The following is a 256-nucleotide window of genomic DNA, read 5'->3' on the forward strand; positions in this document are numbered from 1 at the left end:
TTCGCGAATTCGGGGATGACAACGGTGCCCTCTGGCTGACCTTGAGAATGACAAAAGCGCCCTTGGTAAACGCTGGAGATCCGTGCCCTTGCCATCACTGCAGCGTCAAAGGTCTTCGAAGCGTTGTCCGCCTTGTCGTCATCTCGCCAAATGCCTGGGCACTATTGTCATCCCCGAAACGCCGAAGGCGTTATCGGGGACGGGGCGGACCATGCACGGGCCGGCCCCGGACGGCGCTTGCGACGATCCGGGGCGA

The sequence above is a fragment of the Brevundimonas sp. UBA2503 genome (assembly GCF_002341485.1).
Taxonomy (GTDB): Bacteria; Pseudomonadota; Alphaproteobacteria; order Caulobacterales; family Caulobacteraceae; genus Brevundimonas; species Brevundimonas halotolerans.